The sequence below is a fragment of the Streptomyces sp. A18 genome (assembly GCF_059026065.1).
In genome coordinates, this window is the sequence record NZ_JBWLKL010000029.1 from 1 (window position 1) to 25,207 (window position 25,207).

General features: G+C 69.3%; 25 protein-coding genes. 7 read left to right on the plus strand and 18 right to left on the minus strand.

Going from position 1 to position 25,207, the window contains the following annotated elements; all coding sequences use genetic code 11:
- Positions 1–90: 90 nt before the first annotated feature.
- The 12 genes from AC5P1C_RS31910 to AC5P1C_RS31965 form a co-directional block, all read right to left on the minus strand.
- Positions 91–762 carry a response regulator gene (locus tag AC5P1C_RS31910; RefSeq protein ID WP_493869433.1) on the minus strand — a complete coding sequence of 224 codons (672 nt, stop codon included), beginning with the start codon at positions 760–762 and terminating at the stop codon, positions 91–93.
- A complete protein-coding gene (locus AC5P1C_RS31915; protein ID WP_493869434.1) occupies positions 759–2,048 on the minus strand; it encodes a sensor histidine kinase in 1,290 nt (429 codons plus the stop codon). Before AC5P1C_RS31915 ends, AC5P1C_RS31910 begins: the two co-directional genes overlap by 4 nt.
- Positions 2,049–2,073: 25 nt before the next feature.
- Positions 2,074–2,889, minus strand: coding sequence for an ABC transporter permease (locus AC5P1C_RS31920; RefSeq protein ID WP_493869435.1), 816 nt, complete (start codon positions 2,887–2,889; stop codon positions 2,074–2,076).
- Complete coding sequence (locus AC5P1C_RS31925) at positions 2,886–3,821, minus strand: ABC transporter ATP-binding protein (RefSeq protein WP_493869436.1); 936 nt, start codon at positions 3,819–3,821, stop codon at positions 2,886–2,888. Before AC5P1C_RS31925 ends, AC5P1C_RS31920 begins: the two co-directional genes overlap by 4 nt.
- Before the next feature lie 117 nt (positions 3,822–3,938).
- Entirely contained in the window at positions 3,939–5,534 is a 1,596-nt protein-coding gene (locus AC5P1C_RS31930) for a type IV secretory system conjugative DNA transfer family protein (protein WP_493869437.1), read from the minus strand.
- 3 nt (positions 5,535–5,537) lie between these two features.
- Positions 5,538–6,968, minus strand: a complete 1,431-nt coding sequence (locus tag AC5P1C_RS31935) for an ATP-binding protein (RefSeq protein ID WP_493869438.1) — start codon at positions 6,966–6,968, stop codon at positions 5,538–5,540.
- Positions 6,969–6,985: 17 nt separating this feature from the next.
- Positions 6,986–8,545, minus strand: coding sequence for an SCO6880 family protein (locus AC5P1C_RS31940; RefSeq protein ID WP_493869439.1), 1,560 nt, complete (start codon positions 8,543–8,545; stop codon positions 6,986–6,988).
- Positions 8,542–9,891, minus strand: a complete 1,350-nt coding sequence (locus tag AC5P1C_RS31945) for a hypothetical protein (RefSeq protein ID WP_493869440.1) — start codon at positions 9,889–9,891, stop codon at positions 8,542–8,544. Before AC5P1C_RS31945 ends, AC5P1C_RS31940 begins: the two co-directional genes overlap by 4 nt.
- Positions 9,881–10,720: a DUF8175 domain-containg protein gene (locus tag AC5P1C_RS31950; protein WP_493869441.1), complete on the minus strand. Its 840-nt coding sequence runs from the start codon at positions 10,718–10,720 to the stop codon at positions 9,881–9,883. The genes AC5P1C_RS31945 and AC5P1C_RS31950 overlap by 11 nt, the downstream gene beginning before the upstream one ends.
- Positions 10,721–10,907: 187 nt before the next feature.
- The gene (locus AC5P1C_RS31955) at positions 10,908–11,216 is read right to left on the minus strand and encodes a DUF8827 family protein (protein ID WP_160505898.1); all 309 of its coding nucleotides are present in this window, start codon (positions 11,214–11,216) and stop codon (positions 10,908–10,910) included.
- A 236-nt stretch (positions 11,217–11,452) separates the two neighbouring features.
- Positions 11,453–13,090: a hypothetical protein gene (locus AC5P1C_RS31960; RefSeq protein ID WP_493869442.1), complete on the minus strand. Its 1,638-nt coding sequence runs from the start codon at positions 13,088–13,090 to the stop codon at positions 11,453–11,455.
- Positions 13,091–13,663: 573 nt separating this feature from the next.
- Positions 13,664–13,885, minus strand: coding sequence for a hypothetical protein (locus tag AC5P1C_RS31965; RefSeq protein ID WP_493869443.1), 222 nt, complete (start codon positions 13,883–13,885; stop codon positions 13,664–13,666).
- 94 nt (positions 13,886–13,979) lie between these two features.
- Here AC5P1C_RS31965 and AC5P1C_RS31970 point away from each other — a divergent pair, with 94 nt between their 5' ends.
- Positions 13,980–14,747: a TetR/AcrR family transcriptional regulator gene (locus AC5P1C_RS31970; protein WP_493869444.1), complete on the plus strand. Its 768-nt coding sequence runs from the start codon at positions 13,980–13,982 to the stop codon at positions 14,745–14,747.
- On the opposite strand, the gene AC5P1C_RS31975 is transcribed toward AC5P1C_RS31970, so the two are convergent.
- The 3 genes from AC5P1C_RS31975 to AC5P1C_RS31985 all read right to left on the minus strand — a co-directional run bounded on the left by AC5P1C_RS31975 (position 14,719) and on the right by AC5P1C_RS31985 (position 16,237).
- Complete coding sequence (locus AC5P1C_RS31975) at positions 14,719–14,859, minus strand: hypothetical protein (protein WP_493869445.1); 141 nt, start codon at positions 14,857–14,859, stop codon at positions 14,719–14,721. The genes AC5P1C_RS31970 and AC5P1C_RS31975 overlap by 29 nt on opposite strands.
- Positions 14,860–15,071: 212 nt before the next feature.
- Entirely contained in the window at positions 15,072–15,779 is a 708-nt protein-coding gene (locus AC5P1C_RS31980) for a DUF4232 domain-containing protein (RefSeq protein ID WP_493869446.1), read from the minus strand.
- A gap of 179 nt (positions 15,780–15,958) precedes the next feature.
- Entirely contained in the window at positions 15,959–16,237 is a 279-nt protein-coding gene (locus AC5P1C_RS31985; RefSeq protein WP_493869447.1) for a DUF397 domain-containing protein, read from the minus strand.
- Between the two features lie 162 nt (positions 16,238–16,399).
- On the opposite strand from AC5P1C_RS31985, the gene AC5P1C_RS31990 reads away from it, so the two are divergent.
- Positions 16,400–17,410: a C40 family peptidase gene (locus AC5P1C_RS31990; RefSeq protein ID WP_493869448.1), complete on the plus strand. Its 1,011-nt coding sequence runs from the start codon at positions 16,400–16,402 to the stop codon at positions 17,408–17,410.
- 279 nt (positions 17,411–17,689) lie between these two features.
- Entirely contained in the window at positions 17,690–18,427 is a 738-nt protein-coding gene (locus AC5P1C_RS31995) for a phosphatase PAP2 family protein (RefSeq protein WP_493869449.1), read from the plus strand.
- Between the two features lie 353 nt (positions 18,428–18,780).
- Here the strand turns inward: AC5P1C_RS31995 and AC5P1C_RS32000 are convergent, their stop codons facing one another.
- Complete coding sequence (locus tag AC5P1C_RS32000) at positions 18,781–20,373, minus strand: FAD-binding oxidoreductase (protein ID WP_493869450.1); 1,593 nt, start codon at positions 20,371–20,373, stop codon at positions 18,781–18,783.
- 372 nt (positions 20,374–20,745) lie between these two features.
- On the opposite strand from AC5P1C_RS32000, the gene AC5P1C_RS32005 reads away from it, so the two are divergent.
- On the plus strand, positions 20,746–21,567 hold the full coding sequence (locus tag AC5P1C_RS32005; RefSeq protein ID WP_493869451.1) for an SCO4651 family lipoprotein: 822 nt from the start codon (positions 20,746–20,748) through the stop codon (positions 21,565–21,567).
- A 121-nt stretch (positions 21,568–21,688) separates the two neighbouring features.
- Entirely contained in the window at positions 21,689–21,874 is a 186-nt protein-coding gene (locus tag AC5P1C_RS32010; protein WP_493869452.1) for a hypothetical protein, read from the plus strand.
- Between the two features lie 188 nt (positions 21,875–22,062).
- Here AC5P1C_RS32010 and AC5P1C_RS32015 read toward each other — a convergent pair whose 3' ends face one another.
- Complete coding sequence (locus tag AC5P1C_RS32015; protein WP_493869453.1) at positions 22,063–22,419, minus strand: metal-sensitive transcriptional regulator; 357 nt, start codon at positions 22,417–22,419, stop codon at positions 22,063–22,065.
- A 222-nt stretch (positions 22,420–22,641) separates the two neighbouring features.
- Between AC5P1C_RS32015 and AC5P1C_RS32020 the strand changes: the two genes are divergently transcribed.
- Complete coding sequence (locus AC5P1C_RS32020) at positions 22,642–23,262, plus strand: DUF47 domain-containing protein (RefSeq protein WP_493869454.1); 621 nt, start codon at positions 22,642–22,644, stop codon at positions 23,260–23,262.
- Between the two features lie 9 nt (positions 23,263–23,271).
- Positions 23,272–24,270, plus strand: a complete 999-nt coding sequence (locus AC5P1C_RS32025) for an inorganic phosphate transporter (protein WP_190083687.1) — start codon at positions 23,272–23,274, stop codon at positions 24,268–24,270.
- 120 nt (positions 24,271–24,390) lie between these two features.
- On the opposite strand, the gene pstB is transcribed toward AC5P1C_RS32025, so the two are convergent.
- On the minus strand, positions 24,391–25,167 hold the full coding sequence (gene pstB, locus AC5P1C_RS32030; protein ID WP_493869455.1) for a phosphate ABC transporter ATP-binding protein PstB: 777 nt from the start codon (positions 25,165–25,167) through the stop codon (positions 24,391–24,393).
- Between the last annotated feature and the right edge of the window lie 40 nt (positions 25,168–25,207).

Consider the following 25,207-nt stretch of genomic DNA (forward strand, 5'->3'; position numbering starts at 1 on the left):
AGAGTAGGACGCCGCCGAACTATTATTGACGGGAAACCCCCGCACCCTCTGGGTGCGGGGGTTTTCTGCGTTTAGGGGTGATTCCATCGTTCACGTCGGCCTCACCAATTTCGTGTCGTACGCCAGAATCACCGCCTGCACCCGATCCCTCGCCCCCGTCTTGGCGAGAATGCGTCCCACATGCGTCTTCACGGTCGACTCCGCGAGATGCAGCCGCCCCGCGATCTCCGCATTCGTCCAGCCCTGCCCGATGACCGTCAGGATCTCGCGCTCCCTTTCCGTCAGCGCAGCCAGGCGCGCGTCCCGGGACGGGTCGGCGTCCTCGCCGGCCCGCGTCGGCAAGTGATCGGCGTATGCGTCGAGGAGGCGGCGGGTCAGGCTGGGGGCCACGACCGCGTCTCCCGTGGCTACCGCGCGGATGCCGGAGAGGAGCTCCTCCGGCAGGGCGTCCTTGATGAGGAAGCCGGAGGCTCCCGCACGCAGGCCCGCGTACGCGTACTCGTCGAGGTCGAACGTGGTGAGGATCAGGACGCGGGTGCGGTCGCCCGCTGCCACGATGCGGCGCGTGGCCTCGATGCCGTCGAGGCCCGGCATGCGGATGTCCATCAGTGCGACGTCCGGGTGGAGTTCGGCCGTCATACGGACGGCCTCGCTGCCGTTGCCGGCCTCTCCCACCACCCTCATGTCGTCCTGGCTCTCCAGGAGCATGCGGAAGCCGAAGCGTTGCATCGGCTGGTCGTCCACGATGAGCACGGTCGTCACTGGGCGGATTCCTTGGGGAGATGGAGTACGACGTGCCAGCCGCCCGGCGGGCTCGGCAGCGGGCCTGCCTCAAGTGTCCCGTCGTAGAGGGCCGTTCGCTCGCGCATTCCCGTGAGACCTCTGCCGCCGGAGTCCACCGACGGCGTTTCGCCGCCCACACCCGTGTCCGTCACGGTCGCCCGCACCCCGTCATCGCCGTACACGACCTCCACGCGGGCCGTCGCCTCCGGACCCCCGTGCTTGAGGGTGTTGGTGAGGGCCTCCTGCACCACGCGGTAGACCGCGAGTTGTCGGCCCGCCGGTAGTGGGTCCGGTCGGCCGCTCACCGTGCTGCGTACCGGAAGGCCCGCGGCCCGTACTCCCTCGATGAGTTGGTCCAGGTCGGTCAGAGCGGGCTGGGGAGCGAGAGCGGCGCCCTCACGGGGGTCCCCGGGGAGGTCTTCGCGCAGTACGTCCAGGAGGCGGCGCAGCTCCGTCAGGGCCTGGCGGCTTGTGGTGCCGATGGCCGTCAGGGCCTGGGCAGCGCGCTCCGGGGACTTGGCGGCCGCGTACGAACCGCCGTCCGCGAGGGTCGTGATGACCGAGAGGTTGTGGCCGATGATGTCGTGCATCTCGCGGGCGATACGCGTGCGTTCGGCGTTCGTGGCGAGTTGTGCCTGCTGGTCGCGTTCGACTTCGAGCTGCTTGGCACGCTGCACCAGCGATGCCGTGTACTCCTGACGGGTGCGGACCGCGATGCCCATCAGGGCGACGATCGCGAAGCTCATCATCGTCGGGACCACCTGCTGGTCCCAGCCGCCGTCCGGATGGCGGAGGTGGCCGATCACGGGCGGTAGCACGAGCAGCGCGTACGACCAGACGAGGGTGCGCAGCGGTAGCCGTACCGCGATGTTGAAGACGACGATGAGCAGGGTGAGTTCGGCCTGAAGGACGGCGCCCGTCCAGTTGTTGGCCAGGGACGCCAGAAGCATGACGGTGTAGACCGCGAGCGGATGGGTGCGGCGCCACAGGAGCGGCACCGTGACGGCCAGCGTGATCGCGTACAGGAGCCAGGCAGGGACCTCCGGGTTCTGAGCGATGTTCCGCCAGCCGCCGCCGACAAGATCGATGAACGCGGCGAACACGAAGAAGCCGGCCAGGTGGAGGTCCCAGGGCAGCGGGTGCCGACGGTCGAAGGCGCGCAACCACTGGACGCTTCGCTCGACGTACCGGGTCAGCGGCTGGGCGCCCGCGGACCAGTCGGGGTCCGGGGCACCCTGGTTCAGGGGGCTCGGCGGTGGGGTCACGGCCTCATCCTCGTACGAGAGCCGCTCATACGTCCCGGCGCTTCAGGAGATGCGCCGCCGCTGCCAGGGACGCCACCGCCCACACGCACAGCGTCAGCAGACCCGCGCCGGGCGAGAGGTCGCCGGACGAGGTCTGCACCGCCGCAAGGGACTCGGCGGCCGGCAGGGGGAAGTAGTTCAGGAGGTCCTGCACCGTGTCGTTCGGGATCATCGTGGCGAGCTGCGGCAGGAGGATCAGGCCGCCGACGTACGCGCCGATCGCACCCGGGACGCTGCGCAGGGCGGAGCCGAGGCCGAGCACGATGACGCCGATGAGGGCGGTTCCCGCTGCGGATCCCGCCACGGCGCGTGCGATGCCGGGGTCGCCGAGCGACGCCTCCAGGTCCGTGCCGCCGAGGAACATCTGGGCCAGCGGGAACGTGAGGAAGTCGGTGACGAGCAGCGTCCCGAGCGCGACCGTGCCGAACACGGCGGTCTTCGCCCGGAGCACGGGCAGGCGGCGCGGCACCGCCGTCATCGTGGCGCGCACCATGCCCGTCGAGTACTCGCCCGCGGTGATGAGGATGCCGAGTACCGCGATCGCGACCTGGCCGACCTGGGTGCCGAGCAGGGCGTAGGTGACCGGGTCGATCTGGTCGCCGGGGTTGGCCGTGTAGGTGGCGGCGACGATCATGCCGAGGGCGACGGTGAAGACGCTCGCGAGGGCGAGCATGATCCAGGTCGAGCGGAGCGTCCACAGCTTGTGCCACTCGGAGCGGAGGATTCCGCGGGAGGTCAGGTGATAGGGGGCGGTTGCCCTGGAGGTGGTCGCCGTGGGGGTGGTTTCCGTCGCGGTGCTCATGCCGTTGCTCCTTCCGGTACGCCGGGGGACACCGACGCGACGTACTCGACCGAGTCCCGCGTCAGGTCCATGAACGCCTGCTCCAACGAGGCGGTCTGCGGGGTGAGTTCGAAGAGGGGGATGCCGTGCTGTGCCGCCGTGCGGCCGATGTGCTCGCCGTCCGTGCCGCGTACGTCGAGGACGCCCGGGGCGTCACTCGTGATCTGTACGCCGGGCGCGGCGAGCAGCTTGCCCAGCTGGCCCGCATCGGGGGTGACGACCTTGACGGAGCCGGTGCCCGACTCGCGTACGAACGTCTCGACCGTCGTGTCCGCGAGGAGCCTGCCGCGCCCGATGATGATCAGGTGCTCGGCGGTCAGCGCCATCTCGCTCATGAGGTGCGAGGAGACGAGGACCGTACGGCCTTCTTCGGCAAGGGACTTGAGGAGGTTGCGGATCCACAGGACGCCCTCGGGGTCGAGTCCGTTGACCGGCTCGTCGAGGATGATCACGGCCGGGTCGCCGAGCAGGGCTGCCGCGATGCCCAGGCGCTGGCCCATGCCGAGCGAGAAGCCCTTCACACGCTTGCGGGCGACCTCGTGGATGCCCACCAGGTCCAGGACCTCCTCGACGCGGCGGCGCGGGATGCCGTGCGTGTGCGCCAGGGCCATCAGGTGGTGGAAGGCGGTGCGGCCGGGATGGACGGACCTGGCCTCGAGCAGCGCGCCCACCTCGTGCAGGGGCGCGGTGTGCGTCGCGTACGCCCGGTCGCCGACGGTGGAACGGCCCCGGGTCGGGGCGTCCAGGCCGAGGAGCATCCGCATGGTGGTCGACTTGCCCGCGCCGTTGGGCCCGAGGAAGCCGGTGACGGTGCCGGGGTGGACGGTGAAGCTCAGGTCCTCCACGACGGTCTTGTCGCCGTAGCGCTTGGTGAGTTCGTATGCCCGAATCATGCTTCTGATGTTGGCGCTCGCGGAGGCGCTGGGCGTCGGACCGGGGGCGGGACGTGGGCGGCGGGGATAGTACCGCGGTAGGACGGGAACCCTGAGGGTCCCTCTGGAGCAGGGGGTCTACCCGGGGAGTTCCGCGTGGGGCCAGCGCGTGCGGGCCTGTTCGCGGGAGCGGAGGAGGGCCAGGGTGGGCAGGCCCCGGTCCGCGCCGGTGGACAGGAGCTCCGGGAGCTGGGGGAGCGGGGCCACGGCGGCCACGTCGTCGAGGACCAGTGTCATTGGTGGGTCGAGCCGACCGGAGGATGACCGTTCGGCCATGCGCCGGCCGTGCTCGACCACGCTTGAGGCGAGGGCCGTGAGGAGGGGCATCGCGCCCGGCCCCTTGGGCGATTTGGGGTCCTCGATGGCTTCACCCACCACGAAAAGCGTGCCCCCTTCATCGATGAAGGAATCCAGGGTGAGGGCATCGGTTCGGTTTGGGGTGCACGATTCCCGTACGTTCAGGGTGAAAAGGGCGGAGAGTGCGCGTGCCGTCAACTCCTGGGCCATGTCCCTGCGTTCCGGGTACGCCGTGAGCGCCGCCTCCAGCTCGCCTGCGGCCCCTGAGGCGGCCTTCTGGTGCGTGCGGAGGATGCGGACCGCGTCCTGGACGCCGGTCCCTTGGGCCCAGCGGTGTACGTGTTTGACGGGGCGGCCGTCCACCGCTGCCGCGTGGAGGAAGCTGCGGAGGAGAGTTTCGGCGGTGTCGGCGACGGTGCTGTCCAGCTTGGCGCTGGGCCTTATGGCGGCCAGCAGGGCGGTGGCTCGCTGGGCGGCCACCGCTTTGTCCTCGCAGTTGGTGGTGGGGGACCAGTGCATGCGGGCCGGGGTGTCGCAGAGGTGGCTCGGGTCGTAGACCAGGACGGGGCCGAGCTTCGCTCTGGCGTCCTTGGTCTCTTCCCACAGGGTGGGGTCCGAGGTGAGGACCAGGGCTGCGCCCTCCGCGTCCCGGATTGCCTCCGCTGCGAGGGGTCTGCGGGTTTCCTGGGGGCCCAGCACCAGGGGCGTACGAGGGGTGGGGACCGTCAGCTTCTCTGTGCTCGGAGTCTCGGTGCGGGGACCCTCGGCGGCCCTGACGCCCTGTTCATCGGTGCTCGGCGGTGTGGGCTGTGCCCACCCTCCCCCACTCTCGGCAGCGCTCGGGCGGGGGGACCCCCATTGCCCTGCGGAACGATTGCCCGCGGCCGGGACGACGGCTGCGGGAGCGACGGGGCGGGCGCCCTCGGCGGGAGCCGCCTCGACCGGAGTGTGGGTCTCCGGAGTCGGGGTGAGGCGCGCCTCGCGCCTCGCCCTTCGTACCGCCCGCCACCGCGTGACCGTCCCCATCACGAAGATCGTCAGGACCACAAGCACCATCAGCTGGCCGATCACCAGGCCCCAGACCAGGCCGTAGCCCGTGAGTTCGGCTGCCGGGGTGGCCGGCCAGGCGCCCGGGATGTCGTGCGGCTGCTGTACCAGGTGCCGCATCGCCACCGGCGTATTGCCGAAGGTGACGTTCTTGGGCCAGGAGCCGTGCGAGAACAGGCCCGCGAGGCCCGTCGCCGACCAGACGAGGACCGTCAGGCCGAGCACGAAGGCGAGGCCGCCCACCAGGAGGCCGTCGGGAACGCCCCGCTCCCGTGACTCGCGCCGTCCGCCCCGGTCGCGGTACTCGGGCTCAGGCTCCCGGTAACCCATCCCTCACGCCACCCCGGAACGCGACGACGAGGGACCGTTCATCTGCTGCTCCATGTACGCCGCCCGTTCCTCCGCCTCCAGCTCCGCCGCCTGTAGCGCGTCGTCGCCGAGCAGGTGGTCCGCCGCCTCCACCGACGATTCGGTCATGGCGCGGTCGGTGAAGACCAGGGGCCGTTCGGTCTCCGTGATCAGGTGTTTGACCACCTGGACATTGCCGTTCACGTCCCACACCGCGATGCCGGGCGTGAGGGTGGGGATGATCTCCACCGCCCAGCGTGGCAGGCCGAGGACCCGGCCCGTCGCTCTCGCCTCGTCCGCTTTCTGGGCGTAGATCGTCCTCGTCGACGCCATCTTCAGGATCGCGGCGGCTTCCTTGGCCGCCGCGCCGTCCACCACGTCGCTCAAGTGGTGCACCACCGCCACGAACGACAGACCGAGCCGCCGCCCGAACTTCAACAGCCGCTGGAACAGCTGTGCCACGAACGGGGAGTTGATGATGTGCCACGCTTCCTCCACCAGGAAGATGCGCTTCTTGCGGTCCGGGCGGATCCAGGTGTGCTCCAGCCAGACGCCCACGATCGCCATCAGGATCGGCATCGCGATCGAGTTCCGGTCGATGTGCGAGAGGTCGAAGACGATCAGCGGGGCGTCCAGGTCGATGCCCACCGTCGTCGGCCCGTCGAACATGCCCCGCAGGTCACCGTCGACCAGGCGGTCAAGGACCAGGGCCACGTCCAGCCCCCACGCCCGTACGTCGTCTATGGCGACGTTCATCGCTTCCGCGGACTCCGGCTCCGGGTGCCGCAGCTGCTCCACGATGTCCGTCAGGACCGGCTGCCGCTCCACGATCGTCTCGTTCACGTATGCGTGGGCGACCTTGAGCGCGAAGCCCGAGCGTTCGTCGAGGCCGTGCCCCATCGCGACCTCGATGATGGTCCTCAGGAGCGCGAGCTGACCCGTCGTCGTGATCGAGGGGTCCAGCGGGTTGAGGCGGATCCCCATGTCCAGGGCGGCCGTCGGGTCGAGCCGGATGGGAGTTATGCCCAGCTCCTGGGCGATGAGGTTCCATTCGCCCACGCCGTCCTCGCCCTGCGCGTCCAGGACGACGACCTGTCGGTCCTTGAACCTCAACTGCCGCAGGACGTACGTCTTCTCCAGGGCCGACTTGCCGTTGCCCGACTCGCCGAGCACCAGCCAGTGCGGGGCGGGGAGCTGCTGGCCGTAGAGCTGGAACGGGTCGTAGATGTATCCCTTGCCGGAGTACACCTCGCGCCCGATGATCACGCCCGAGTCGCCGAGGCCGGGGGCGGCCGTCGGCAGGTAGACCGCCTGGGCCTGGCCCGTCGACGTACGCACCGGGAGTCGGGTCGTCTCCACCTTCCCGAACAGGAAGGACGTGAAGGCGTCCGTGAGGATGGTCAGCGGATCCCGCATGTTGGCAGCCCTCGCCTCTAGCGTCGGATGCCGGTCGCGAACGGCAGCGTATTGACGAAGGCCCTGTGGTGCTCGCGGTCGCACCACTCCAGCTTCAGATACGACTTCCCGGCCGAGGCCCGGATGGTGCGCTTGTCGCGCGCGAGGGCTTCGGGGGAACGGGACGAGACGGTGATGTAGCCGACGAGGTTGACGCCGGCCGCGCCGCTCGCCAGGTCCTCGCCGCGCTGGTCCAGACGGGAGTTCGACGCGATGTCACGGGGGTCGACCGTGCGGTTCATCTTGGCCTGGCGGCTGGCCTCCGCCTCGTCGTTCGTCTTCTCCGTCAGCATGCGCTCGATGGCGACCTCGGTGGGTTCGAGGTCCATGGTCACCGCGACCGTGCGGATCACGTCCGGGGTGTGGACGAGCAGCGGGGCGAGGAAGTTGACGCCGACCGGGGTCATCGGCCACTCCTTCACCCAGGCCGTGGCGTGGCACCAGGGGGCGCGGGTGGAGGACTCGCGGGTCTTGGCCTGGAGGTAGGTGGGCTCCATCGCGTCGAGCTCGGCGGGCCAGGCGTTGCGCTTGGTCATCGCCTGGATGTGGTCGATGGGGTGGTCCGGGTCGTACATGGAGTGCACGAGGGAGGAGAGACGGCCCTGGCCGAGAGGCTGGCGCACTCGAATGTCGGCTTCCTGGAGCCGCGAGCAGATGTCGGTCAGTTCGCGCGCCATGACGACCGCGAGACCGGCGTCCTTGTCGAGCCTGCGCCCGCCGTGCGGGCGGCTCGCGCGTGCCATCGCCTGGGCCTCGGCGGCCAGGTCGCGCGAGTAGTGCATGCACGCCACGAGATAGGCGCGGTGCTGCTCGCTGCTGGTGGAGACCATCGACTGGAGCTGTTCGTACGACTGCTGCAGCCAGGGCAGCGCCCGGTCGTCGCCCCGCACGCTGACGTCCTTGGCGTGGGCGTCCGGGTCGGCGGGGAGGGTGCGCGCGAGGATCTGAAGGCGCGTCACGAAGCCGTCGCCGTTGGCGACATGCTTGAGCAGTGTCCCGAACCGGTCGACGAGGGCCTCCTGGTCCTCGGAGTCGCGCAGGCCGACGCCCGGTCCCTCGATCTCGATGGCGGCGGTGACGGTCCGCCGGTCGGCGTGCAGGAGCACGGCGATCTCGTCCGGACCGAAGGGCGCGGCGAGCCAGCTGATGCGCCCGATGCCCGGGGGCGGGCCGACCTCGACCTCCTTGCCGTCGAAGCGGATGCCCGCTTCGGGGGTGGCGGAGCGGTAGGCGGTGCCGCGCTTCAGGGAGCGCTTGTAGCTGCGGTTGATCTCGAACCACTTGAAGAACGTGCGGCCCTTGTAGGGGACGTAGACCGCGGCGATCGCCAGCATCGGGAAGCCCATGAGCAGCACGATGCGCAGGGAGAGGACAGGGACGAGGAGCCCGCACATCATCCCGACGAAGGCGCCGGCGATGATCAGCGCGATCTCACCGGTCTCCCGGTTCTTGCCGACGATCGCGTTCGGCCGGGCGCGGCCGATCAGATATGTGCGGCGGGGCGCGACCGGATGCGACACGTGGGACTGGGTCGTCAACGCCCTTCACCTCCCGTGCGTTTGGTACTGCCAGTGGAACCGTTTCCTGCGCCGCCGCGGTTGCGCGCGTGCGGAGTGCTGGTCGCGCTGCCCCGGGGCGGGGGTGCGGCGGAGGGGACAGATCCGCCGCCGTTGGATGAGCCGCCGCCTCCGCTGGGGCGGCTGCTGTGGGCGGCGACGCCGCCGCTGGCCGGGTTGGAGGGCCGCGACTGGTTGTTGCCGCCTCCTCCGCCGCCTCCACGGGAGCTGTGGGTCTTGATGCCCTGGGAGACGAGGGACGCGGGGGAGGTGATGACGGCCGCGGCGCGGTTCTCGGCGCCCTGGGAGATGCGGTTGTTCCGGGAGCCCGCGATCTCGTCGCCGAAGCCGGGGACGAAGCGGTAGATCATGGCGCTCGCGAAGATGGCGAGCAGGATGATCGAGAGACCGGAGACGACCGCCGAGAAGGCGTCGGGCCCGTCATCGGCGGAGAGCGCTCCTGCGAGACCGAGCACGATCACGATGATGGGTTTCACCAGGATCACCGCGATCATGATCCCCGCCCAGCGGCGGACGTGCGTCCACAGGTTCTTGTCGACGAGACCCGCGTATACGACGGTGCCGAGCAGCGCGCCCACGTAGAGCAGGGCGGCCCGGATGACGAGTTCGAGCCAGAGGATGCCGGCGGCGAGGATCGAGACGAGCGAGACGACGATCAGCATGATCGGCCCGCCGCCGATGTCCTCGCCCTTCTTCAGCGCTCCGGAGAACGTCCCGAAGAACGTGTCCGTCTGACCGCCCGTCGCCTTCGCGATCACGTCCGTGACGCCGTCCGTCGCCGAGACGACCGTGTAGAGGATCAGCGGCGTGAAGGCGGAGGCGAGGACCGTCAGCCACAGGAACCCGATGGCCTCGGTCAGCGCCGTGGTGAGGGGGACGCCGCGCACTGCGCGCTTGGCGACGGCGAGGAGCCACAGGAGCAGGGTGAGGATGGTGGACGCGGCGAAGACGACCGCGTACTGCTTGAGGAAGCTGGGGTTCGTGAAGTCGACCTCGGCGGTCTTCTTCACGGCTTCGGAGAGCTTGTCGACGGTCCAGGACGCGGCGTCGGCGCAGCCCTTTGCCAGGGAGGAGAGGGGGTCGAGGGTGGAGTCCAGGGGGGACTCGGTGGGGTACTTGCTGTCGCTTCCGCCGCCTCCGCCGCCCTCGCCCTTTTCGCAGTACTTCTTGGCGGGCCCGACGATGAGGTCGCAGTTGTCCTCGTCCGGTTCGGGCGCCGCGTAGGCACGCGAGGCCAGCAGGATCGCCGCGGACTGCACGGCCGCAGCCGCGGCCGTGATCTTCAGGGCACGTCGGCTACCGGGCATACGTGAACCCTCCGTACTCCTGCACGGCCTTGGCGATCTCGTCGGCCGTGGAGACCTTGTTGTCGCCGTTCACGGGCGCCGGGCCGTCCTTCGAGGAGTACTGCTCGACCTTCCAGTCCCCGCCGGACCACCGGAGCTTGAACGTCATGGTGAACCAGTCGTTGCTGACGGGGTTCGTCGTCTTCTGCCCGGCCGTGCCGAAGGCACCGGTGCACCAGACCTGCACGGTCGCCGAGCTGTCCGCGTACGCCGTTGTCTTGGTGCCGACGGGCAGCGTGCGCGAGACGTAGGTCTCGCCGGGGGCGGGGTTGCCATTGGCGTCCAGGCCGACCTTGTCCAGAAACGTCTTGGAGTACGTCTTGCTGAACTGCTGCTCCAGCGCGTCCACTCTGTCGGGGACGAAGATCTGACGCACGATCTCGGACCTGCGGGCAGGCTTGAGGATGTCGGCCGAAACCAGCGCCACCGCGTAGTTGGACGCCGCACTCTGTACGCCCTGCTCGGTCTTCGAGTATCCGGAAGGAATCCCTCCGGTCTTGCCGTCGACCGGCTTCTCGCCCGTCGCGGCGGTCGGATCCGCCCCCGGCTTCGCGCCGTCCCCGCCACCCCCTCCGGAGGAGTCATCGCCGCCGCGGTTGGCGAACGCGATGGCCGCGATGAGGAGGACCACCACACCGACCACCGTCACGAGGCTCCGTGACGAAGAACGGCCGGATCTGCGCGGTCCGCCGTACCCGTCCTGGCCGCCCCCCTCGCCCTCCGGGAGCCGCGTCCGGGTCTCGCCCGAGCCGCCGTAGAGGCCGTCGTTCCGCTCGTCGCCAAGACTCATGCCGCGTACGCCCCCTCAACCTCTCGGTGAACCGCCACGTACGACGGTAGCCGTGCTGGTTCCCGCGCGGGCGCGGTGTGGTGACTCGACATCAGGGAGTTGCAACCTCAGCCGGTGGGCGCGACGGATGGGTGGGTCGAAGGGGGACAGGGGGAGGGGAAACGGGGACGTAAGTGGGTGGCGGGGGTTAGACCGCCATGCCGTACACGATGGTGAAGACCGTGCCGAGCGAGCCGATGATGAAGACGCCGGTCAGGCCCGCGATGATCAGGCCCTTGCCCTGCTCGGCGCTGAACGTGTCGCGCAGCGCCGTCGCGCCGATGCGCTGCTTCGCCGCGCCCCAGATCGCAATGCCGAGGCAGAGGAGGATGGCGATCGCCATCACGACCTCGATCATCACCCGTGCCTCGTTGCCCAGGCTCCCGAAGGGACCCCAGTCGGGGGCGATCCCGCCGATGATGGTGGTGATGTCGCCCTTTTCGGCTGCCATAAGCATGTGTAACTCACCGCCCCTAGTGGGTTGTTCTGTCACCTCTGCCTACCGCAGTGCAGAGGACAGCTCATTCTCGCCGACAAATGGGCCAGTGCATGTCGACTTGGCGTCATTCGTTGGCTGAAACGTATGGTCACTCTGTGTATCACGGTGAGTGACGCCGGGCAATGACGGCCCGGCGTGCCCTCTGACCAGGTCTCATTCTGACCTCGTCCGGTGACGGAGACTCACATCATGGGTCATGTAAGGCCGTCGAGGCCATCCAGACCTTCGAGGCCGTCCAGACCTTCCAGGCCGTCCAGGTCCCCGAGGCCGCCGCCCGTCACGACGTACGAGCAGTCGGTGTAGCGGTAGCCCGGCTGGACCTTGCTGCCCTCGGCGTTGTTGCGGACGCTCCCCACGCCGCCGGCGCCGCGCTTGTAGAGGAAGTGGTAGTCGCCCGGGGGCAGGCGGAGCGTCTTCTGGGGGTGGCCCTTGCCCGCCAGGCAGGCCTTCTTGCCCTGGGCCTTGCTGGTGTACGTCTTGCAGCCGCCGCACGAGGCGAGCTTGAGGCTGCCGGTGGTGGGGCCGGTGTAGAGGACTTCGAGGGGGCCGGGGCCGCCGTTCTCGACGACGTACGTGAGCCTCGCGCCGCCAGGCGACTTGGTCGGCGGCAGGCTGCTGCCCGCGGACGGGCGGGCCGCGGCGATCTCGGCGGCGATGGCGATGTCCTTGGCGCGGTCGCGCTTGCCGTTGCTCTTGTAGGTCCGGGTGAAGTCGTTGAGGGTCTTGGCCGCGTCCCCGAACCTGCCGTCCTTGAACTCGTCCACGCCGCACGCGTACACCCCGGACTCCACCGCGCTCGCGGCGTCGCCGGAGAGGCCGCCGCCCGCGTCGTCCGGAAGGGCCTCGGCGGTGGAGCCGATGCTGCGGAGCTCGTCGGTGGCCTTGCAGGGGTCGGAGCCCTTCAGGTCCGTGGAGCGCGCGTCGATGGCGTCGCGGATGGCGGGCTCGACCTTCCCGGCCTGGTCGGAGTCGGGGAAGGTCCGCAGGAGCTCGCCGAACTCGCCGCCGCCGGTCCCGCCGCCGGTTCCGCTGTTGCCGAGCCCTTGGTTGCCGCATTCGTAGAGGGAGGTGGCGAGGCGGTCGTCGGGCCAGGTGGCGAGGGTGCCGACGCGGTCCTTGCCGAGGGAGTCGGGGAGGGTCCTGAGGTACTTCAGGGGTTCGAGGGCGTCGCAGTACTTGCGCTCGTCGTAAGGGGCGGCGACGGACTTGTAGTACGCGGTGAGGCTGTCCGGCACGCGCTTGGCGGCCTTGGAACCCGGGTGGTCGTCGCCGAGGTCGCGGTAGATGGCGAGGGCGGAGCGGTAGTCGTCCTCGGCGGCGTCGAAGGTGCGGCCGTCGGCGGCCGTGACGATCTTGTCGGCCTCGTCGAGCCGGGCGAGCAGCATCTCCTCGACGGCTTCGTCACGCGCGACGTCGTACGCGATGACGCCGCCGGCCGGGACGGCGAGCAGGACGAGCCCGAGTCCGACGGCGAGCGGCGCGCGCAGGGGCCAGCTCTGGTGGGTACGGAGGGCGCGGCGGGCCCCGTCGGCCGCGGCGAGGACGAGGAAGGCGATGAACCCGATGAGTACGCCGCCGGGTACGCCGTCGACCTCGGCGGGAAACGCCACGAAGAGGAGCGCGGCGGTCGCGGCCCAGCAGAGGGCGGCCAGGAGCCAGCGCTTCAGGAGGACGTAACCGAGGCCGAGACCGGTGAGGTTGAGCAGCCCGGCGGAGAGGGCACGCAGGGCGTCGGGGGCGGGCGGAGGCGCGGGCGGGCCCGGGGGTGGGCCTGCGGGTGGGCCGTAGGCGGGCGGCGGGGCTGTGGGTGGCGGGGGCGATGAGGGGGGCACAGGCGGAGACGCCGGTGCTGCGGAGGGCGGCGGCGGTGTCGAGGGTGGCTGCGGTGTCGAGGGTGGCGGCACCATCGGGGGCGGCGGCCCGAACTGGCCGCCGGGGGGCACCTCGGGCCGGGCAGTGGCTGGGGCTGCGCCCGGGACTGCGCCCGGCGTGGGGCCGGGGCTCTGACTCTCGCCCGGGTCCCGGGCGGGCGGGGCGGCACCTGGCGTCGGGCGCGGCGCTTCACCTGGCCCCGCGTTGTGCCCTTCGCCTACCCGGCCAGGTGTCGCGTCGTTGGCCCTCTGGCTCCGAGCTGCGTCGTTGGGCCCTGGGCCAGCAATCGCGTCGTCGGGCCCCCGGCCAGGAATGGCGTCGCTGGGTTCCGGGCCAGATGCCGCGTCGCGTGGCCCCGGGCCGAATTCCTCGTTGGGCCCCCGGCCAGGCACCTGCTCGTCCCCAGGTTGCATGTTCGGCTCCCCCCAGCCGTCACAACGCAGCGCTTTGATTTGCGCCCAATTCCCCAACGATCGGGGAAAGTTGGACACCCGTCAACAGCGCGCGCAGCCTTCGACGGGCCCGCGCACCCCTTAGTCGCGGCGGCCGAGCGCCTTCGCGCGGGTGTGGGACCAGCCGGTCAGGAGCACGCCGGCGGCGACCGTCACGACGTAGGCGGTCAGGAGGACCGCGAAGCCACCGGGGAGCCGGCCGAGGAGGCCGGTGTCGTCGTGGTCGATGAGCAGTCGGATGAGGCCTTGCGCGGAGAAACACATGAGGACCGCGCCGAGGATCTGCAGGGTGTCGTACTTCACGTTACGAACGTATCAGCGGCGTTTTAGAATAACCGCCACTGCAAGGGAATTTCCTTATATTACGTCACACATTCCAGGTCCTATAGTGGGAGGCGTGCGTGACGAAAAGAATGGCCGCTGCACGGTCTGCCGTGCCGGAATCGGCGCTGCGGGCAAGCGTGGCCGCCCCGCTCTCTACTGCTCCCGCAGCTGCCAGGCGAGGGCCTACCGGCGGCGGAAGAGGCCGCCCGTCCCGGCGGTCGCGATCCCCGCGCCCACGTCCGACGCCCGGCAGCGCAGGCGGCGCCAGATCGCCGAGGCGGTGTGGCGCATCGCGGCCGAGCGAGGCCTTGACGCGGCGAGCATGCGGGAGATCGCGGCCGAGGCGGAGGTGTCGCTGAGGGTGGTGCAGTACCACTTCGGCAGCAAGCACCAACTCCTGGTCGCCGCCCTGCACATGCTGCACCGCGAGAACGAACGCCTGGCAAGGACCCGCGTCCACTACGACCCCGCGAACCTGCGCGGCGTACTGAGCGCGATGCTCGACGAGTTCCTGCCGCTGGACGCCCAACGGGCCATGGCGTTGCGGGTGTTCTCCGCGTACTACGCCCGCAGCCTCACCGACCCCGCCATCGCGGCGGTCTTCCTGAGCGACGAACACCCCCTGGAGGAACTCGTCGCCGGGTTCATCGCCTCCGCCCAGGAGAGCGGCCAGACGGCCCCGGGCCTGGACGCCCAGCGCGAGGCGGACCTACTGGTGGCCGCGGCGGTGGGGCTCGGCGGGGACGTGCTGCACGGGCGCCGCACCCTGGACGACGTACGCGGCACGCTCGACTACCACCTGGCCAAGATCTTCAGCCCTGCCCAGCCGTCGCGCGGGTGATCGCTTCGGCCTCGAGCAGAGGGTTCTCGAAGCTGACGTTCTCGGCGATCTGCTCCGCACCGTACTTCCAGTCCTCCTGGAAGTCCTCGCAGGCGTAACTCGAGAATTTCATGAAGTTGCTCGACGGATCGGTCACGTCACGCGGTTTCGCTGGTGCGACGTTTGCGTCATAGAAGGCCGAACCTCCATGTGTCAGGCAGGACAGGCCGCCCGCGGCTGCTCAGTGATCTGGGAACGACTGATGCCTCCCAGTGGGATCTGGGAGGCATCAGGACCGCACCCGGGCAGGAAGGCCGTCGTGGCAGGTGGCGGAGTCGCGGGGTGTCAGCCGGCCGGGGAGTCGCTGACGATTCCGACCGGGTTGATCTCCAGCTTGACCGCGCTCTCGCCGTCGGAGACCGGGAGCGTGCCCGCGGGCCAGTCGAGGGTGACGTGCTTGGTCTCGTTCGGGGGCGTGACGACGAGGCTGGTGATGCCGACGCCGGAGCCGCCCGTGTTGTTGTACGGGAACGTGATGTTGAAGGCGGCGGACTCGCCGTCCTTCAGGACCCCCGGCACGGCCTGCTCGCCGTTGCGTTCCACGGAGAGGGTGTCGCCGGTGGACGCCGTCAGGTCGACGCCCGCGTAGCCCTTGATGGTGCAGTCCCGGCCGCCGCCGTTCTTGAAGACGACGGTGACGACGCCTTCCGTCTTGTCCGTGGTGTTGTCCGTGGCGTTCACTTCGAGCTCGTCCGTACGGCAGATGTCGACCTTGCCGTCGCTGTTGTCGCCGGTGCCCGCGGCCGTCCCCTCGGCGGATCCGCTGCCGCCCGAAGTCTTCCCGCTGCCGGAACCCTCGCTCCCGCCGGACGCCTCTCCGGTGCCGGAGCCCCCGTTGCTGCCGTCTCCGTTGCTGCCGCCCTCGTCCTGCGACGTGGCGGGTGCGGTGGTCTTGCTGTCCGCCGCCGCGTTGTCGTCGCCGTTGCAGGCGGTGAGCGAGAGGGCGGCGACGAGGCCGATGACTGCGGCGACGGCCTTGCGGGTGTGCTTCATGGGATCCCCCGTAGTGGTGCTGCTGTTCAGTGGTGATCACAGCTAAAGGGGAGGGGCCCGGCGGGGGCAAGGAGCGTCGGATCATCCGGGACGCTGGAACGATTCCAGGGGTCTGACCTGCGGGAACGTTCCTTGCCTGGGACGGTCGGGTGGGATGGCGGCGGGCAGCGCGGGCGAGGTCAGCGGGGGTCCACGTCCTCCACGAAGTGGTCGAACTCGCCCGCCTGTACGCCCAGTACGAAGGCGTCCCACTTCTTCCGGGTCGTGGTGACCACGTTCTCGGGGTCGCTGGTCTCCCGGAGGTACACGGCGTCCGCCGGGCCGTACGCGATCTCGATCCAAGGGCCCGGCCCCTCCTCCCCCTCGGGGGCGGCACGGATCCAGTCGAGGTCCGTGGGGACCTCAGGTGCGGGCGTGGGCGTGGGCGGGGGAGTGGGCGCGGGGGTGGAGTCAGTCACGGTGCGGGTCCTTGGGGGGCGTGCGGGTGGGGTCGGTGCTTCCCACCGGGGACGGAGGCTTCCATGCCTCCGACAACCGTATGCCCGCCTCCCCCGAAGGCGCAGGTGCCGCATCTACACTGAGTGCGCGGTGGACTCCCGCGCGGTGAGGGGTGGTTGACGGTGCGTAAGGCGTGGCTGCTCGCGGCCGTCGGCATCGGTGGGGCGATGAGTTTCATCGCGCTGCTCGTCGTGGGGACGTTCATGGCCGCCGGGAGCATCGCGGGCGGCGCCGGGCAGGGGAACGTCGGGCTCGCGAAAGGCGCCGTGCCCGCCACCTATCAGCCCCTCGTACAGAAGTGGGGAAACCTCTGCAAGGCGATCAACCCTGCCCTGCTCGCCGCGCAGCTGTATCAGGAGAGCGGGTTCAATCCGAACGCGAAGAGCCCGGCCAAGGCGCAGGGGATAGCGCAATTCATCCCGGGGACCTGGGCCACGCACGGGCTCGACGGTGACGGCGACGGCGATCGCGACGTGTGGGATCCGAAGGACGCCATCCCGTCCGCCGCCTCGTACGACTGCAAACTCGCCGGTTATGTGAAGGACGCCCCCGGAAGCCCGACGAAGAACATGCTCGCCGCGTACAACGCGGGCGCCTACGCCGTCATCAAGTACGGCGGCGTACCGCCTTATCGCGAGACCCAGAATTACGTGAAGACCATCACGGACCTGGAGAAGAGCTTCGCCAAGCCCACCGGCAGGGTGCAGCCGTCGCAGCAGGCGGCAGGAGCCATCTACTACGCGCAGAAGAAGCTCGGCACGCTGTATCTGTGGGGCGGCAATGGAACCCCCGAACAGGGCGGCCGCTTCGACTGCTCCGGTCTCACTCTCGCCGCCTATCGCAGCGTGGACATCGATCTGCCGCGCGTCGCGAACGACCAGTACAACGCCGGGCCACATCCGAAACGGGATGAACTGCTCCCGGGTGACCTGGTGTTCTTCTCGGACGACCTCACCAATTCCCGCGCCATCCGGCATGTCGGGATCTATGTGGGTGGGGGCTACATGATCAATGCCCCGCGGGCCGGTGCGGTGATCCGGTTCGACCCGATCGATACGCCGGATTATTTTGGCGCGACTCGCGTCACCGAGGACGGGGCGAATGCCGTGCCCGACAAGCTTTCGGCGGCCTGACAGCGGCTGCGAGTCACACCCCGCGAGCCGCGTGCGATCCGCGCGCGAGCCCCGTGCGCGGGGGGTGATGTGGCTTGAACTCTCCGTCAGTACACTTCTCTGAGCTGCGGTGATGAGTCTCTCTTCGGTAACGTCTCAGTGATCATTCGGTGGAGGGTGGAACGTAGTGGAGGGGACCACACGTTCCCTTGGCTGTGACGGCAGTACTGACCACGGGGGTTGGTGGAAGGGCGCACGGCAAGGTGCGTCCGAGGCGAGAAGACAAGGGGCCGCAGCACCATGGCTGGACTCGACACAACTGGGTCGAACCCCGACGTCAGCCTGCTCTACGACATCAACGGTCTGGCTGAGGAATCCCCGGACTGGCTGACAAAGTCGATGGCATTCGTCGGCGAGTACGGACTGCTGCTCGCGCTCGTTCTGCTGGTCATCTGGTGCTGGTGGGGCCAGAGAAAGCGCGGGACGCTGGATGACGCCGCTTCTTCTGTCGCCTCTGTCGTGTGGGCGCCATTGGCGGCCGGGCTCGCCGTCCTGGTGAATGTGCCGATCCGTGGATTCGTGGAGAGGCGGCGGCCTTTCAAGGACCACGACGGCCTGGAGGTCCTCGTACACGGAAAGACCGATTTCTCCTTCGTGAGCGATCACGCGACGCTCGCGATGGCTCTGGGCGTCGGCCTTTTCGTGGCCAACCGGAAGTTCGGTCTCGTCGGCATCGCCCTCGCCTTGCTCGAAGGCTTCTGCCGGGTCTTTATGGGCGTGCACTATCCGACGGACGTCGTGGGCGGATTCGCGCTCGGGACGGCTGTCGCGCTGCTGCTCTCGCCGCTGGCGATGGCTGTGCTCACGCCTGTGGCCAGGGCTGTCGGGCGGACTGGGCGGGGCCGGTCGCTGGTGTGGGCCGGTCCGCGGGAGGAGGAGGCGGTGGCGGAGCTGCCTCGGTCCTCGACGCCGGCTTCGCCTTCGGCGCCGGCGTCGGCGTCGTCCTCTGGTCCGGATGAGCGGGATCTGGCGGCTTAGCGTCCTCGCGGCGCCGCTTCAGCAGCCACCAGCCGGTGGCCGCCGCGGCGGCGGTGACTCCCGCGGAGGCGATGGCCATGGGGCCCGCCTCGGGGTGCTCTGCCTCTGAGGCGGCGGCGTGGGCCGTGGGGGTGGCCAGGGCGAGGAGGGTGGCTGTGGCGGCTGCGGCTTTGGCTATTCGGGGGGTCATATCCCCAGGGGAGTCTTGTCCTGGGGGGTGGGCCACCCGAGGGCGTGGCGGGTGGGCTGTTCGGGTTGCGGGGGCGGCCGTCCGGGGGACGGAACCCAGCCAGAGGCCCGCGGGCCCCGGGGCCACTGGAGCGCCGGGGAAAGTCAGAGAGCCTGGGGGAAAGTCAGAGAGCCTGGGGAAAGTCGAAGAAGCGGTCCGGGTCGTACTGCTTCTTCAGGGTCCTCAGCCGCCCCGCCGCCGAACCGTAGTAAGCCTCACGCCAGTTCGACAGCGTCGGGTCCGCGTAGTTCTGGTACGCCGCACCCGATGCGTACCGAGCCATCGCCCCGTGCGCCGTTTTCAGCCACGCCTGTGCCGGTTTCCCCGACGTACCCGGCCGCCACGCCGCGATGTACTGCGCCAGCATCCGCGAGCGGCGGTGCACGAAGGCCGTGGCTGTCGGGTCGACGCGGTTGATCGCGCCCCCCAGTGCGGTCAGTGCGATGGAGCCCGCGCTCGCGCCCGTCACGTTCACCACCTGGGAGAGCAGCGCGCGGATCCCCGCCGCCGACAGCGAGCGGTCGAAGAAGTCCGAACTCGCGGCGTACGTCTCGCGGTTGAGCGCCCCCTGCGGGCTCCGCCCCGGCGTCGCGCCGGGCAAGTGGCACTGGGCGTCCGACGAGAAGGACGCGCAGCCCGCGTACACCTCCATCGACTCCTCGTACGAGCGCCGCTTGAGGGAGACGCTGCGCGCCGGGGTGCCGATCTTGTCCGCGAGGCGGTCCACCGCGTTCTGGAGTTCCCCGTACGTCCCGAGCGAGAAGCACGCGACCGACACCGTGGGCGTACCGCCCGGCGAGTTCGCCAGGTGCGCCGACGACCAGATCTCGTCCGGCTGGTCGGGGCCCCACTCCTGCCATGCCTTGATGACCGCCGCCGCCTTCGACCAGGGCCAGGTCATGTACGCCGAGACCCCCTGCGGGGCCGCGTGCGTGCGGAAGCGGAGCTCCGTCACCACGCCGAAGTTCCCGCTTCCCGCGCCACGCAGCGCCCAGAACAGGTCCTTGTTCTCGCTCTTGCTCGCCGTCAGCTGCTTGCCGTCCGCCGTGATCAGCGTCGCCGACGTCAGGCTGTCGCAGGTCAGGCCGTACGCCCGTGACACCACGCCATGGCCGCCGCCCAGCGTGAGGCCGGAGATGCCCACCGTCGGGCAGGAGCCCGCCGGGATCGTCACGCCCTTCGCCGCGAGCGCGCGGTAGACGTCGATCAGCTTCGCGCCCGCGCCGACCGTCGCCGTCGAACCACTGGCGCGCGTCTTGTTCAGCTTCGACACGTCGATGACCAGGCGGCCCGTGCCGGACGACCAACCCCCGTAGGAATGGCCGCCGTTGCGTATGGAGACCGGGACGTCGTGGGCGCGGGCGTAGGTCAGGGTCGTGCGGATGTCGTCCGGGTTCGCCACGTACGCGACCGCCGTCGGCTTCAGGCTGTCGTAGCGCGTGTTGTAGAGCTGGCGGGCCGCCGCCCACTTCGCCTCTCCCGGCTTGACCAGGGTGCCGTCCAGGTCCTTGGCGAGGGCGGTGAGGTTCGCCGCTGCGGACGCGGCGGCGCTCGCCGTGCGGATGGGGGTGCTCGAACCGCTGGAGCGCGGGCCGCTCGCGCTCCGGGAGGTCCCGCCGCCCTTGCCGCTGCTGCCGCCGTCGGAGCCGGTGCAGCCCGCCGCCGCGAAGGCCGCCGTCGCCGCCGCCGTCGTGCTGATGAACGTACGTCGCTCCATGGCCCCGCCTCCCGTTGCTTCCCGGAGTACGAGACGGCCTGCGAGACCCATGGGTTCCGGTGAACGGCAAGGGAGTTGCGCGTGGACGTCCGGGGGTTAGGCGTCCGACATGTGGGATTCCGCGTCCGTCCTGGCCCTGCTGCGCGCCCTGCGGGCCGGACCGCGCCAGCCACAGCTGCACCTGGCAGCGCAGAATCGGCCCTGCTCGACCGTCGTCGTGCGGTGGGGTACGTCCTGCTGCTCCTCGGCCACGACTCCACCGTACCCACGCCGGGTGAACGCTCTTCCGCGTGACGGGTCAACGTACCGGTCGTTACACGGAACGACAGGGGGCCACAGCACCTCGCGGGAAGGCTTGGGGGTAGTCGGGCGATGGGTCAGCAGCACAGGCGCACAAGCGGGGCGGTCGCCACGGCCGCGGCGGTGGGTCTCATGGCCGTCGCCACGGGGTGTTCGGGGGGCGGCGCCGCCGCCGACGACGGGCGCCACGCCGCCGAGGACGCCGTCGACGTGGTGCGGGGCTCCCCCGACGCCCTTGTCCGCGCGGGGAGTTCCAAGGCGCGTACGTCCATGGAGATGGCCAGTGGCGGGACCCGCGTGACGATCCGCGGGCAGGGCGCGTACGACTTCAGGCGGCAGGTGGGGCGGTTCGTGGTGGTCCTTCCGAAGGATCCCGCCGGGGCCGAGGAGCACCGTCCCATCACCGAGCTGATGGCGAGCGGCGCGCTCTACATGAAGAACCGCGGGGCCGGGGTGCCCGCCGACAAGTGGGTGCGGATCGAAACGGCCTCGCTCTCGGACGGCAACCTGGTCACGGGGGGTGCCACCGATCCGCTCGCCGCGGCGGAGCTGCTGCGGGGCGTGCGCAAGGCCTCGTACGTCGGGGAGACGGCGGTGGCGGGCGTCGGGGTGCGGCACTACCGCGGGACCGCGGACCTTCCCGCCGCCGCGAAGTCCGCTTCCGAGGGGCAGCGGCGGGCGCTGGCCGCGGCGGCGAAAGGGTTCAGCAAGAGCGGGGTGCCGTTCGACGCGTACCTCGACGAGCAGGGGCGGCTGCGGAAGCTGCGCCAGCACTTCAGTGTCGCGAACGCCGAAGTGGCGTCGACCACCTTGTTGTACGACTTCGGGGCGCCCGTGGACGTGCGGTTGCCGGCGAGTGAGGACATCTTCGCGGGGAAGATCGCCGAGAAGTAGGGGGGCCTGGCTAGTCGCGACCGGGGGTGTGGAAATGGTCCGTCCGTGCCATGCGCGGTGTGTAGGCCGCTCCCTACTCTAGGAAGTCGGTACCGGCAGGAAGCAAGGTCAGGAAGAGGTGATGGACGTGGCTCTGGTGCTCGGTACGACTGTTCAGGACCACGTTGCCCTTGCCGAGATCGAGCTGTGCGGCGAACTCATCATCGCGGCGTCCGCCTCCGGCGAGGAGCGGCTGAGTTCTGACCGCATCGACGAGGTCCTGAACGTCTCCACTGACGTGGAGCGGCTGGGCGAGGGCAGGAGCTAGTCCGGGCCCCTGGGCCTGATGCGGGGGCGTGGCCCGGGCCCCGCCCGCCTCCTTCAACTCCAAGGCCGCCGCTTCGCGGCGGATCTTCCCCGCCCCCCACCCGTACCCCGCAGGGCAATCGGGCGGGTGCGCGGGAACAATCTGCCGCGAAGCGGCGGCCTCGAGCACCGTTGCCCGACGCGGGAGCCTTACGTGCGCATCATGCGCGCGATTGCCTTCGTGGCCTCCTCGACCTTCGCGTCGATCTCTGCCCCGCCCTTGACCGCCGCGTCGGCGACGCAGTGGCGCAGGTGTTCTTCCAGGAGTTGGAGGGCGAAGGACTGCAGGGCCTTCGTGCCCGCCGAGACCTGGGTGAGTATGTCGATGCAGTAGACGTCTTCCTCGACCATCCGCTGCAGGCCCCGGACCTGCCCCTCGATGCGCCGCAGGCGCTTGAGGTGCTCGTCCTTCTGCTTGTGGTAGCCGTGGACACCCTGATCGTGGCCGCCGGGCTCGGAGGGCGCTTCGGTGTTCATGGCCACACCGGCCGCATCGGTGGTCGTCATCGAGTCCTCCTGCTTGGACAGTCACTCTGCTGGGCAGTCATAGAAAAGCCGCTGGCTCAACTGGCTTCCTATACCCCTAGTGGGTATAGAATACTCGATTGCTCGGGGGGCGTGCTGATCACTGTGCCTGATGGGCGACACTGGGGTCTGGCCGGTTAGCCGTGGCCGGATGATGCGCCTAGCATCAGCCTGACCGAATCCAAAGCACCCCGAGGACCCCACGTGCGCTTTCGTCTGACCCCCAGGGAGACGAGCTTCTACGACATGTTCGCCGCATCCGCGGACAACATTGTCACGGGCTCGAAGCTCCTGATGGAACTGCTCGGGGCTGACGCCTCCGCCCGAGTCGAGATCGCAGAGCGTATGCGGGCCGCGGAGCACGCTGGAGATGACGCGACACACGCGATCTTCCACCAGCTGAACTCCTCCTTCATCACGCCCTTCGACCGCGAGGACATCTACAAGCTGGCGTCCAACCTGGACGACATCATGGACTTCATGGAGGAGGCCGTCGACCTGGTCGTCCTTTACCAGGTCGAGGAACTCCCCAAGGGAGTCGAGCAGCAGATCGAGGTCTTGTCGCGGGCCGCCGAGCTCACGGCCGAGGCCATGCCGAATCTGCGGACGATGGACAACCTCACCGAGTACTGGATCGAGGTCAACCGTCTGGAGAACCAGGCCGACCAGATTCACCGCAAGCTCCTCGCGCAGCTCTTCAACGGCAAGTACGACGCCATAGAGGTCCTGAAGCTCAAGCAGATCGTCGACGTGCTTGAAGAGGCGGCCGACGCGTTCGAGCACGTCGCGAACACGGTGGAGACCATCGCGGTCAAGGAGTCCTGAGGCCTCTCCATGGACACCTTTGCTTTGGTCGTGACCATCGGCGTCGCGCTCGGATTTACGTACACGAATGGCTTTCACGACTCTGCGAATGCCATTGCCACTTCCGTCTCCACCCGTGCGCTGACGCCTCGCGCGGCACTCGCGATGGCCGCCGTCATGAACCTCGCGGGCGCCTTCATGGGCAGCGGGGTCGCCAAGACGGTCAGCAAGGGCCTGATCGAGACGCCCGAGGGCAACAAGGGAATGTGGATCCTCTTTGCCGCCCTGGTGGGCGCCATTGTCTGGAACCTCATCACCTGGTATTTCGGACTGCCTTCTTCCTCATCCCACGCCCTTTTCGGTGGAATGGTCGGAGCCGCGCTCGCCGGTGGGATCGGGGTGATCTGGTCCGGAGTGCTCGACAAGGTCGTCATTCCCATGTTCATCTCGCCCCTCGTCGGCCTCGTCGCCGGCTATCTGGTGATGTGCGCGATCATGTGGATGTTCCGGAAGTCCAACCCGCACAAGGCCAAGCGCGGATTCCGCATCGCGCAGACGGTCTCCGCGGCCGGAATGGCGCTCGGACACGGCCTGCAGGACGCGCAGAAGACGATGGGCATCGTGGTGATGGCCCTGGTCATCTCCGATGTGCAGAGCGCCGACGCGCCCATTCCGATCTGGGTCAAGATCGCCTGTGCACTGATGCTCTCCGCCGGTACGTACGCGGGCGGTTGGCGCATCATGCGTACGCTCGGGCGCAAGATCATCGAGCTGGACCCGCCGCAGGGATTCGCCGCCGAGACCACCGGCGCGGGCATCATGTTCACCACCGCGTTCATGTTCCACGCGCCGATCTCCACCACGCACGTGATCACTTCCGCGATCATGGGTGTGGGTGCGACGAAGCGTGTCAATGCCGTGCGCTGGGGTGTTGCCAAGAACATCATTCTGGGCTGGTTCATCACGATGCCTGCAGCTGCCATTGTGGCCGCCGTCAGTTTCTGGATCGTGAATCTCGCCTTCCTGTAGCAGCACGGGAAAGCGACAACGGAAAGGCCCGCCCCCCGGGAGCCAGGGGGCGGGCCTTTCTTGTTGCCCCTGCGGTGGCACCGCCATGCAGCACCGCGGGGAGTCTGCGCTCTTCCGGAATTATCCGAAGCGGCCCGAGATGTAGTCCTCGGTGGCCTGCACGGACGGGTTGGAGAAGATCCGCTCCGTCTCGTCGATCTCGACGAGCTTGCCGGGCTGGCCGACCGCCGCGAGGTTGAAGAAGGCCGTACGGTCCGAGACGCGCGCCGCCTGCTGCATGTTGTGCGTCACGATGACGATCGTGAAGCGCTCCTTGAGCTCGCCGATCAGGTCCTCGATGGCGAGGGTCGAGATCGGGTCCAGGGCCGAGCAGGGCTCGTCCATGAGCAGGACCTGCGGCTCGACCGCGATGGCCCGCGCGATGCACAGACGCTGCTGCTGACCGCCGGAGAGGCCGGAGCCGGGCTTGTTCAGGCGGTCCTTGACCTCGTTCCAGAGGTTGGCGCCCTTGAGGGACTTCTCGACTACGGCGTTCAGCTCGCTCTTCTTGTACGAGCCGTTGAGCCGCAGGCCCGCCGCCACGTTGTCGAAGATCGACATCGTCGGGAACGGGTTGGGGCGCTGGAACACCATGCCGATCGTGCGGCGCACGGCGACCGGGTCGACACCGGGACCGTAGAGGTCCTCGTCGTCCAGGAGCACCTTGCCCTCGACACGGCCACCGGTGGTGACCTCGTGCATGCGGTTGAGGGTGCGCAGGAAGGTCGACTTGCCGCAGCCGGAGGGGCCGATGAAGGCCGTCACGGAGCGGGGCTCCACGGTCATCGAGATGTCCTCGATGGCCTTGTGGGCGCTGTAGTAAGCGGTAAGGCCCGATACGTCGATTCGCTTGGCCATGTGGATCACTGCCTTAAGGGGGGTACGAGAGGGTCGCTGA

Excerpts from the sequence above, each read along its gene's own strand:
- AC5P1C_RS31920 (WP_493869435.1), bottom strand. The coding sequence starts at position 2,889 with ATGAGCACCGCGACGGAAACCACCCCCACGGCGACCACCTCCAGGGCA.
- AC5P1C_RS31925 (WP_493869436.1), bottom strand. The coding sequence starts at position 3,821 with ATGATTCGGGCATACGAACTCACCAAGCGCTACGGCGACAAGACCGTC.
- AC5P1C_RS31930 (WP_493869437.1), bottom strand. The coding sequence starts at position 5,534 with ATGGGTTACCGGGAGCCTGAGCCCGAGTACCGCGACCGGGGCGGACGG.
- AC5P1C_RS31935 (WP_493869438.1), bottom strand. The coding sequence starts at position 6,968 with ATGCGGGATCCGCTGACCATCCTCACGGACGCCTTCACGTCCTTCCTG.
- AC5P1C_RS31945 (WP_493869440.1), bottom strand. The coding sequence starts at position 9,891 with ATGCCCGGTAGCCGACGTGCCCTGAAGATCACGGCCGCGGCTGCGGCC.
- AC5P1C_RS31950 (WP_493869441.1), bottom strand. The coding sequence starts at position 10,720 with ATGAGTCTTGGCGACGAGCGGAACGACGGCCTCTACGGCGGCTCGGGC.
- AC5P1C_RS31955 (WP_160505898.1), bottom strand. The coding sequence starts at position 11,216 with ATGCTTATGGCAGCCGAAAAGGGCGACATCACCACCATCATCGGCGGG.
- AC5P1C_RS31975 (WP_493869445.1), bottom strand. The coding sequence starts at position 14,859 with ATGAAATTCTCGAGTTACGCCTGCGAGGACTTCCAGGAGGACTGGAAG.
- AC5P1C_RS31980 (WP_493869446.1), bottom strand. The coding sequence starts at position 15,779 with ATGAAGCACACCCGCAAGGCCGTCGCCGCAGTCATCGGCCTCGTCGCC.
- AC5P1C_RS31995 (WP_493869449.1), top strand. The coding sequence starts at position 17,690 with ATGGCTGGACTCGACACAACTGGGTCGAACCCCGACGTCAGCCTGCTC.
- AC5P1C_RS32000 (WP_493869450.1), bottom strand. The coding sequence starts at position 20,373 with ATGGAGCGACGTACGTTCATCAGCACGACGGCGGCGGCGACGGCGGCC.
- AC5P1C_RS32005 (WP_493869451.1), top strand. The coding sequence starts at position 20,746 with ATGGGTCAGCAGCACAGGCGCACAAGCGGGGCGGTCGCCACGGCCGCG.
- AC5P1C_RS32010 (WP_493869452.1), top strand. The coding sequence starts at position 21,689 with ATGGACGTGGCTCTGGTGCTCGGTACGACTGTTCAGGACCACGTTGCC.
- AC5P1C_RS32015 (WP_493869453.1), bottom strand. The coding sequence starts at position 22,419 with ATGACGACCACCGATGCGGCCGGTGTGGCCATGAACACCGAAGCGCCC.
- AC5P1C_RS32025 (WP_190083687.1), top strand. The coding sequence starts at position 23,272 with ATGGACACCTTTGCTTTGGTCGTGACCATCGGCGTCGCGCTCGGATTT.
- pstB (WP_493869455.1), bottom strand. The coding sequence starts at position 25,167 with ATGGCCAAGCGAATCGACGTATCGGGCCTTACCGCTTACTACAGCGCC.